Source organism: Methylosinus sp. R-45379 (assembly GCF_001644125.1).
Taxonomy (GTDB): Bacteria; Pseudomonadota; Alphaproteobacteria; order Rhizobiales; family Beijerinckiaceae; genus Methylosinus.
Genome location: NZ_LUUM01000290.1, coordinates 1 through 7,456 on the forward strand (window position 1 = coordinate 1; position 7,456 = coordinate 7,456).

7 protein-coding genes are annotated in these 7,456 nt (G+C 65.8%); 4 read left to right on the plus strand and 3 right to left on the minus strand.

The genetic code is table 11. The annotated features are described in order from the left end of the window. Positions 1-204 (plus strand): hypothetical protein (locus A1351_RS25665; RefSeq protein WP_210178258.1); only part of this gene is annotated, 204 nt, incomplete at its 5' end. 2 nt (positions 205-206) lie between these two features. Here A1351_RS25665 and A1351_RS20405 read toward each other — a convergent pair. The 3 genes from A1351_RS20405 to A1351_RS20415 form a co-directional block, all read right to left on the minus strand. After that, positions 207-2,552, minus strand: coding sequence for a TonB-dependent receptor (locus A1351_RS20405; RefSeq protein WP_245291694.1), 2,346 nt, complete (start codon positions 2,550-2,552; stop codon positions 207-209). 229 nt (positions 2,553-2,781) lie between these two features. After that, positions 2,782-4,086 carry a dihydroorotase gene (locus A1351_RS20410; protein ID WP_024880025.1) on the minus strand — a complete coding sequence of 435 codons (1,305 nt, stop codon included), beginning with the start codon at positions 4,084-4,086 and terminating at the stop codon, positions 2,782-2,784. Between the two features lie 61 nt (positions 4,087-4,147). After that, on the minus strand, positions 4,148-4,717 hold the full coding sequence (locus tag A1351_RS20415; protein WP_024880026.1) for a hypothetical protein: 570 nt from the start codon (positions 4,715-4,717) through the stop codon (positions 4,148-4,150). 139 nt (positions 4,718-4,856) lie between these two features. On the opposite strand from A1351_RS20415, the gene ftsE reads away from it, so the two are divergent. The 3 genes from ftsE to A1351_RS20430 all read left to right on the plus strand — a co-directional run bounded on the left by ftsE (position 4,857) and on the right by A1351_RS20430 (position 7,289). Continuing rightward, entirely contained in the window at positions 4,857-5,519 is a 663-nt protein-coding gene (gene ftsE, locus A1351_RS20420; RefSeq protein WP_024880027.1) for a cell division ATP-binding protein FtsE, read from the plus strand. Further along, positions 5,506-6,495 (plus strand): ABC transporter permease, encoded by a 990-nt coding sequence (locus tag A1351_RS20425; protein WP_245267313.1) that lies wholly within the window; start codon positions 5,506-5,508, stop codon positions 6,493-6,495. The genes ftsE and A1351_RS20425 overlap by 14 nt, the downstream gene beginning before the upstream one ends. Positions 6,496-6,590: 95 nt before the next feature. Beyond that, a complete protein-coding gene (locus A1351_RS20430) occupies positions 6,591-7,289 on the plus strand; it encodes a YdcF family protein (RefSeq protein ID WP_024880029.1) in 699 nt (232 codons plus the stop codon). The last annotated feature ends 167 nt before the right edge of the window (positions 7,290-7,456 follow it).

Genomic DNA, 7,456 nt, shown 5'->3' on the forward strand with positions numbered 1-7,456 from the left:
GAATTTTTCCTTGGCCATGCTTTCTGGTTCCCGGTTGCGGCGCGCCTCGCGTCCCGCGCGCGCGTGCCTTTAAGGCGGTTGCCGCTTTTCTTCAAGAGCGTTCGCGATTCCGCCGGGCCGCCCAAACAAGATAGGGGAGGCGCCGCCGATCGCCGCCTCCCCTCTCAGTATCTTTTAGATCAGAGACTTGAGCTCAGAACTTGAGCTCAGAACTTGACCTTGACGCCGCCATAGACGGAGACCGGCGCGCCCGGAACATAAGTGCGCGCATTGGTGAAGCCGCCGGCCGACGCGGTCGCATTGCCGCTGTTGTCGAAATAGGTCCCGAAAGTATAGTAGCGCCGATCGAAGAGGTTTTGCGCCAGCGCATAGACCTCGACATTCTCGGTGACCTTATAGGAGGTCTTCAGATTGACGACGCCCCAGGAGGGCAGCGGCTTGTCGAGATTGGACTCGTCGCCGCGCAGCCGCACGCCGCTCGTGAAGATGTAATCGGCGCCGAACTTCCACTCGGGCGTGATGAAGTAATCGAAGCCGAGCTTCACGCGATGGCGCGGCACGCCCGGCATCACATTGCCCGGCCGCACATGGATGAGGCCATTGGCGTCGGCGTAGGGATTGCTTTCCGACTGCACATCGAAGGCGCTACGGAAGGTGGCGTCGATCAGCGCATAATCGGCATAGAGGCTCAGCTGGTCGTTGCGCCAAGCGACGCCGGCTTCGACGCCTTGGCGGCGGGTGGCCCCGACATTGGCGAAATAGCCCCTGCCCTGGATCACATTCGACGGCAGCGAGACGATGTCGTCGCTGTTCACGGCGCGGAAGATATCGACCTTCCACTCGAGCCGGCCATGGTCCGGCCCGATGTCGTGATAGCCGCGGAAGCCGATCTCGCCGCTGCGCGTCACCACCTGCTTCAACGGCGGATCGGCGACGAGGAAGCTGTCGATCGTGCATGGATGATTGGCGTCGGCGCAGCCGTTCTCGAGCGCCGTCGGCGCGCGGTTCGCCTCCGAATAATTGCCATAGACGGTGAATTCGGGGATGAAAGTATAGGTGAGGCCGGCGACCGGATTGACGCGCTGATAGCTCTTGTCACTGTTGAGGCGCACGCTCAAACGATCATAGAGCGTGATTTCCGCGCTATTGAAACGCAGGCCGGCGGTGAGCGTGAGCTTGTCGGTCAGATCGAGCGTGTCGAGCGCATAGACGCCGTAATAAAGGTTGCGCGCGAAGACCGAGGAGGGTTGGAATCCGCCTTCGGGGACCGAGTTGAAATATTGCAGCCCGGTCGATGTGACATTGAAATCGCCCTGCAGAATGCCGAGTTCCGAATAGCCTCGAAAGTCGGTGAATTGGCGATCAAACGAGCCGCCGACGATGAGCTTGTTCTTGAAGTCGGCGATCTTCTCGTCATAGGTCCCCTGAATCGCGCCGCCATAGGAACGCGAATGGGTGCGCGAATAGTCGATCGTCGCCGGCAGGCCCCCGGCGAGCACCGAGGACCGAATATAGGCGCCATTGGGTCCGATCAGACGACGCTGCGCATTGGTCGGCACATTGCCGATGAAGGGGTCGTTGTCCTGGCAGACGAAGGTTTTGGAGCTGCAGGTCTCCATATCGGCGATATTGCCGTCGATATGCGCCTGCTGATAGTCGCGGTAATAGAAGTTGCCGTTGAGCTTCAGCGCGCTCGAAACGTCATAGGAGCCCTTCAGATTGAGGAAGTGCAGCTCATTGGTCGAGCTCTGCGGCGTCGTGTAGACGGAGCTGTAGTCGCGCTGGAGCATCTCGACCGGCGTCGCCGCGGCGGCGCCGAGACGCGTCGTAGCGCCCGTGTAGTTCAAATGGAACTCGGCCTTGTCGCCCTTATAGCCGAGATCGAGATAGCCGCGCAGCAGCTCCGAGCCGGAACGCTTGCGCCAGCCGCTGTCGCCGAGCGCCTCGAAGGCCGAATAAATGGCGAAATCGCCGTATTTCTGGCCGACCTGCGCCGCGCCATAGCGACGGCCGAAGGAGCCGCCGCGTCCCTCCAGCTCATAGCCCTGCCAGGTGAAGCCGTTCTTCATCTCCAGCGTCAGAGCGCCGCCGAGCGCATTGAGGCCGAACAGCGGATTGCCGCTGACCAGCTCGCTATTGGCGATAGCGACCGTGGGAATGAGGTCGAAATTGACGACGTCGCCGAAGGCCTCATTGATGCGCACGCCGTCCTGATAGACGGCGAGGCCCTGCGGCGTGCCGGACACCGGCGAGGCCGAGAAGCCGCGATAGGTGAGATCGGGCTGGAAGGGATTGCCCGCGACATCGACGATGGACACCGAAGCGTTGCGGCGCTGCAGAGTGTCGGTGATGACCAGCGCGCGGTCGCGATCGAGATCGCTACGCTTGGTCATGATCGGATTGGTCGGGACCTTCGACCTCTCGATTCCCGCGCCCGCCTCCGGGGCCGCCGCTATAACGTCGATGTCGGGCAGCGCCTCCTGGGCGCGCGCCTGCAGCGCAGGCGCCGCGGCGACCATCAGCGCGACGAGGGAAATACGGGAACCAAGCATCGCTTCTCTTCCACTTGACGGCCCGGCCGCTCGGGCGATTTTCTCGTCGAAGGCGACGCGTCGCGGGAAAACGAACGTAGAATCAGGACTAACGCCCCGCCTTCGGTTCGCGGAAGTTACGGGCAGTTAACCTACGTACCTATTTCAAAGATTCACAATCCACTTGCCGCTTTTTCCCGAAATTGGCGAAATCACGGCGGGAAGACGCTTTTTTCGTTATGGCTCTGCTCTAGGCGTCCGGCCGCTCGAAGACGGATTCTCCCGCGACGAATGTCGATTTCACCCGACCTTGCAGGCGCGCCGTGTCGAAGGGCGTGTTCTTGCAGCGGGAATGCAATTCGGCCGGATCGACGACAAAGGGCTCGTCCGGATCGAAGCGGATGAGGTCGGCCGGCGCGCCTTTGGCGAGACGTCCCTGCTCCAGGCGCAAAATCTCGGCCGGCCGTGTGGACATGGCCCGCAGCAGCGTCGGCAGCGGAACATCGCCCGAATGGACGAGCCGCAATCCCGCCGCCAGCATGGTCTCGAGGCCGACGGCGCCGGCCTCGGCCTCGGCGAAAGGCAGGCGCTTCATCTCCACATCCTGCGGATCATGGTCGGAGAGAATGACGTCGATGAGCCCGCTCGCCACCGCCTCCACCAGAAGCCGGCGCTCGTCCTCATGGCGCAGCGGCGGCCGCAGCTTCAAAAAGGTGCGATAGTCGCCGATGTCGTTCTCATTGAGCGTCAGATGATTGATCGTGGTCCCGCAAGTCACCGGCAGGCCGCGCGCCTTGGCCTGCTCGAGCGCCGCCAGCGACAGGCCATTGGCCACGATGGAGGCGTGGTAGCGCGCGCCGGTCAGCTCGACGAGACGCAAATCGCGATCGACGATGACGGCCTCCGCCTCCTTGGGCACGCCGGCGAGGCCGAGGCGCGTCGCCAATTCGCCGTCATTCATGACGCCCTCGCCGACGAGGTCGCGATCCTCCGGGAAATGGATGATGAGCGCGTCGAAATCGCGGGCGTAGGTCATGGCCCGGCGCATGGTCTGGGCGTTGCGAAGCGAGCGCTTGCCGTCAGAGAATGCGATCGCTCCGGCCTCGCGCAGCAGGCCGAATTCAGAGATTTCCTTGCCCTCGCGCCCTTTGGTGAGCGCGGCCATGGGCAGCACGCGGACGCGGCCGGTGTCGCGGGCGCGGCGCAGAACGAAGTCCACGACGGCCGGATCGTCGATCGGCGGCGAGGTGCCGGGCGCGGCGACGATGGTGGTGACGCCGCCGGCCGCCGCCGCCGCCGTGGCGGTGGCGATGGTCTCGCGATGCTCGGCTCCCGGCTCGCCGAGAAAGGCCTGCATGTCGATGAGGCCGGGCGCGAGCACATCGCCCGCGCAATCGACGATTCGCACGCCCTGCGGCGCGGACTCGGCCGTCAGCGCCGGGCCGAGATCGGCGATTTTTCCGTCGAGGACGAGGAGCCCCCCGCGCGTCTCCACGCCGGAGGCGGGGTCGACGAGGCGGGCGTTCACGAAGAGGAGAGGCGCATGCGGCGGCATGGGGCCTGCTTAGGCCATTTCGGCCGATAAGGGAACGCGCCGGGGGAATTTCGCGGCGCGCCTATCGCGCCGATTTCTCCGCTTCCTCGAGCGCGGCGAAGCGCACCTGCACATCGGCCCCATCGGCGGGCGGCGAGGCGAGGCGGGCGCGGAACTGCACGCTCTCCCCGGCGGCGAGGCGCATTTTCGGCGCGGCGGCGGTCCAGCTGTAGCGCTCGCGGCCGTCGGCGCCGCGGATGGCCAGCGCCATGGGCGGCACGCGATTGGCCGAGCGCCGCAGATTGACGATCTCGCCCTCGACGGTCAGCACCTTTCGTGATCCCTCGGTGACGATCTTGGAGGTGACGCCGCGCAGATCGAGCCCGGCGGCGTTGACCTTCAGTCCCATCGCCGAATAGAGCGCCGTCGCGAAGGGCATGACCCGCACGATCTTCTCGCGCATGCCGATCAGAGCCATGGCTCCGAAGACGACGGCGATGATCGCCGCGATCAGCGGCAGCAGGCGCTGGCGCCGCTCATCGACGAGATCGCTCTCGCGCGGCGGCTCCCGCCACAGCCGGGCCTCGTCCGGATCATGGGCCTTAGGGGCCGAGCCGACCGGAGAATTGTGCGGGGCGAGGTCGTTGCGCATGGCCGGTCTCCGAACCGTGGGCGGCCGCTTCGGAATCGGCCGCCGACATGTCGTCGATTAGCCGCCGATATGGTTAATGGGCGGTGAACTGCTAATCTCCCCGCAGCGCGATTCTGAGCCCGCCAATGGATACACGCCTTTGCTGACCTTCGAGAACGTCGGCCTGCGCTATGGAAACGGCAGCGAGATATTGAGCGATCTCGCTTTTTCCATCACGCCGCGCTCATTCCAATTCCTCACCGGACCCTCCGGCGCCGGCAAGACGACGCTTCTGAAGCTCGTCCTGCTGTCGCTGAAGCCGACGCGCGGGCGAATCACCCTCTTCGGCAAGGATACGGAGACGCTGGACAAGGACTCCGTCACCGACATTCGCCGGCGCATCGGCGTCGTCTTTCAGGACTTCCGCCTGCTGGAGCATCTCAATTTATACGAGAATGTCGCTCTGCCGCTGCGGGTCATCGGCCGCGAGGAAGCGAGCTATCGCGCCGAGGTGCTGGAGCTGCTGCGCTGGGTCGGGCTGGACGAGCGCATCGCCAGCCTGCCGAGCGTGCTCTCTGGCGGCGAGAAGCAGCGCGCCGCCATCGCCCGCGCGCTGATCGTGCGGCCGGAGCTGCTGCTCGCCGACGAGCCGACCGGCAATCTCGACCCCACTCTGGCGCGGCGGCTGCTGCGGCTCTTCGTGGAATTGCACAAGAGCGGAACCTCGGTGGTCATCGCCACCCATGATCTGGCGCTGATGGAGCAATATGAGAGCGCGCGCCGTCTGGTGCTCGCGGATGGGCGGCTGCATGTCTTCGAATGACGCCAAGCCCCGCCCCGGCCAGCGCCCGGCCGCCACGGCGGCCAAGGACGCCGCGCGCGAGGAGACGCTCGGCCGGGAGACGCCGCTCGTCCCCACCTCCTCCATCGCCGGACGCTCGCTCGTCATTGTCATTGCTATCATGACCTTTCTGGCGGCGCTCTCGGCCGGAGCGGCGCTGATGGTCGCCGACGCCAGCGTCGATTGGCGGCGCGAGGTGGCGCGCGAGGCCAGCGTCCAGATCCGCCCACTGCCCGGCCGCGACATAGAAGCCGATGTGAGCAAGGCGACCTCGGTCCTCGTCGCCGCCGAGGGCGTGCGCGACGTGCGCGTCTACACCAAGGCCGAATCGGAGGCGCTGCTCGCCCCCTGGCTCGGCCAGGGCCTCGATTTCGCCGAGCTGCCGGCCCCGCGCATGATCGTCGTCAAGCTGGACGACAGCCGCCGCGCCGATCTCGACGCGCTGCGCCGCGAGCTGGCACAGGCGCTGCCGAGCGCGGCGCTGGACGATCACCGGCTGTGGGTGGAGCGGCTCGGCCAGATGGCGCGCACCGTTGTGGCGGTCGCGGCGCTGGTCTTCGTGCTGATCGTGGTCGCCATGGGGCTCGCCGTCGCCTTCGCCACGCGGGCGGCCATGGTCGGCAATCGCGAGATCATAGAGGTGCTGCATCTCGTCGGCGCGGCGGACAAATATATCGCCCAGCAGTTCCAGCGCCGCTTCCTGGTGCTGGGGCTGCGCGGCGGCTTCATCGGCGGCGCCTCGGCCATGGGCTTTTTTCTCTTCGCCGGCTATCTCGCCAATCGCTGGACCGCGACGCCGGACGGCGATCAGCTGGAGGCCATGTTCGGCAGCTTCTCGCTGGGGCCGCTCGGCTTCACCGTCGTCGGCCTCATCTCGGCGGCGGCCGGGCTTCTGACCGGCTTCATGTCGCAGGAGATCGTGTTCCGCCAATTGCGGCGCCTGGACGGAGCCGAGTAAACTCTATCCGGGCATAAATTCCGCCCGGCCCTGGACGGCCTCGAGCGCCGCTTCCATCTTGTCGAGGATTCGGGGTCGGCGATGAGGACGGACGCTTGCGATCGCATGCGCGAGACAGGGAAGCACGAGGATGGGCCGCGCCCGGACGCTGGCGCCTCGCGGTCCTCGCCCTCTTCTGCTTTCTGGCCTCCGCCTTCGTGGCCGGCTTCATCGGCTTCGCCCTCTCGCTGGAGCGGACCGAATCGACTCTGACCGTGCAGGCCGATGGCGTCGTCGTGCTGACCGGCGGCTCCGACCGCGTCTATGAGGCGGGCGGGCTCCTGGCGCGCGGCCAGGCGCGCCGGCTGCTCATCACCGGGGTCAATCGGGCGACGCGCGGCCATGAGATCGCCAAGCTGCTGCCGGTCTCGCGGGAACTGTTCGAGTGCTGCGTCGATCTCGGCTATCGCGCCCAGGACACGATCGGCAATGCGCGGGAAACGCGCGACTGGGCGCATGCGCATGGAATCGGCGCGGGCTCGCTCATCATCGTCACCTCCAATTACCATATGCCCCGCGCTCTGGCCGAGCTTTCGGCGGCGCTGCCGGGGGCGGAACTCTACCCTTTCGCCGTGGTCAGCGATCATCTTCGCGTCGAGGACTGGCTCGGCGACCTCGCCGTGACGCGGCTCATCGCGGCCGAATATGTTAAATACCTCTACGTCCTGCTGCGCACCCGGCTGCTGGAGCCGGGCCTTTCCGCGACCGCTCTCGCGCCGGCCGAAACTGCCGACCTCACGGCGCAGACGCGCTGAATCGGCGGGCGCAGCGCCCGAGAAAGCGCCGTCCCGACCGAGCGGCGGTTCCGTTCGAAGGAAAAGCGCATTAGAGTGTTTTCGAGCGAAGTGGGGACCGGTTCGCGTGAAGAAAACACGACCGAACAAGGGAATCTAGAGTCATTCCGGTTCAATCTGAACCGGAA

Coding starts and splice junctions, on each gene's coding strand:
- A1351_RS20405 (WP_245291694.1), bottom strand. CDS start 2,552: ATGCTTGGTTCCCGTATTTCCCTCGTCGCGCTGATGGTCGCCGCGGCG.
- A1351_RS20415 (WP_024880026.1), bottom strand. CDS start 4,717: ATGCGCAACGACCTCGCCCCGCACAATTCTCCGGTCGGCTCGGCCCCT.
- A1351_RS20410 (WP_024880025.1), bottom strand. CDS start 4,086: ATGCCGCCGCATGCGCCTCTCCTCTTCGTGAACGCCCGCCTCGTCGAC.
- A1351_RS20425 (WP_245267313.1), top strand. CDS start 5,506: ATGTCTTCGAATGACGCCAAGCCCCGCCCCGGCCAGCGCCCGGCCGCC.